Here is a 1114-nt window from a genome sequence, read left to right on the forward strand (position 1 = left end):
ATCATAAAGAAACCATGAAAATAAAGAGATTTGAATTTAATATGTTTCCCGTAAACTGCTACGTATTATGGGATGACACTAAAGAAGCAGTCGTAATCGATCCCGGCTGTTTTTATGAAGAGGAAAAGCAGGCTCTGAAAAAGTTCATTCTTACCAATGAGCTGAATGTAAAGCATCTGCTGAATACTCATTTGCACCTGGATCATATCTTCGGAAATCCGTTCATGCTGAAAGAATTCGGATTATCGGCAGAAGCAAACAAAGCGGATGAGTACTGGATTGACGAAGCACCGAAACAAAGCAGAATGTTTGGTTTTCAGTTACAGGAGGAACCTGTACCACTGGGCAAATACCTGCATGACGGAGATATTATCACTTTCGGACATACCAAACTGGAAGCGATACATGTGCCCGGACATTCACCCGGTAGCTTGGTGTACTATTGCAAGGAAGACAACTGCATGTTCTCCGGCGACGTCCTGTTTCAGGGCAGTATCGGTCGTGCCGATCTCACAGGAGGCAACTTCGATGAACTGATAGAGCACATTTGTAGCCGTCTGTTTGTCCTCCCCAACGAAACTGTCGTTTACCCCGGACACGGTGCTCCTACGACGATCGGAATGGAGAAAGCTGAAAACCCATTTTTTAGATAAGAGAAGATTTAATGAGTTATGAATTCTGATTTATGATTTGCCGTGCGGATGGAGTAGGTGTTGCGGCTAATTGAGGTTTATAAATCGGAAAAACATAAGAAAGCATAAATCAGAACTCATAATTCAGAAATCATTAATCATAAATCATTAAGACATGAAAACCGATTTGTTAGCTAGCCGTCACATCGGCATCAATGAACAAGACACAGCCCTGATGCTCCGCAAAATTGGCGTGAACTCACTGGACGAACTGATTGATAAAACAATTCCCGCCAATATACGGCTAAAAGAGCCGCTGGCATTGACTAGTCCGCTGACGGAATACGAATTTGGAAAACATATCGCCGAACTGGCAAATAAAAATAAACTATATACTACGTATATCGGTTTGGGATGGTACAACACGATTACCCCGGCTGTTATCCAGCGGAATGTATTCGAAAACCCGGTATGGTACACTT

General features: G+C 42.5%; 1 protein-coding gene and 1 pseudogene. Both read left to right on the plus strand.

Features of this window, described 5'->3' with window-relative positions; all coding sequences use genetic code 11:
* Positions 1-14 precede the first annotated feature (14 nt).
* On the plus strand, positions 15-653 hold the full coding sequence (locus BXY_RS03480; RefSeq protein WP_004311627.1) for an MBL fold metallo-hydrolase: 639 nt from the start codon (positions 15-17) through the stop codon (positions 651-653).
* Between the two features lie 154 nt (positions 654-807).
* A pseudogene (locus BXY_RS03485) lies at positions 808-1114 on the plus strand (aminomethyl-transferring glycine dehydrogenase); the annotation flags it as partial.

Source organism: Bacteroides xylanisolvens XB1A, from assembly GCF_000210075.1.
Classification (GTDB): domain Bacteria; phylum Bacteroidota; class Bacteroidia; order Bacteroidales; family Bacteroidaceae; genus Bacteroides; species Bacteroides xylanisolvens.

Excerpts from the sequence above, each read along its gene's own strand:
- BXY_RS03480 (WP_004311627.1), top strand. The coding sequence starts at position 15 with ATGAAAATAAAGAGATTTGAATTTAATATGTTTCCCGTAAACTGCTAC.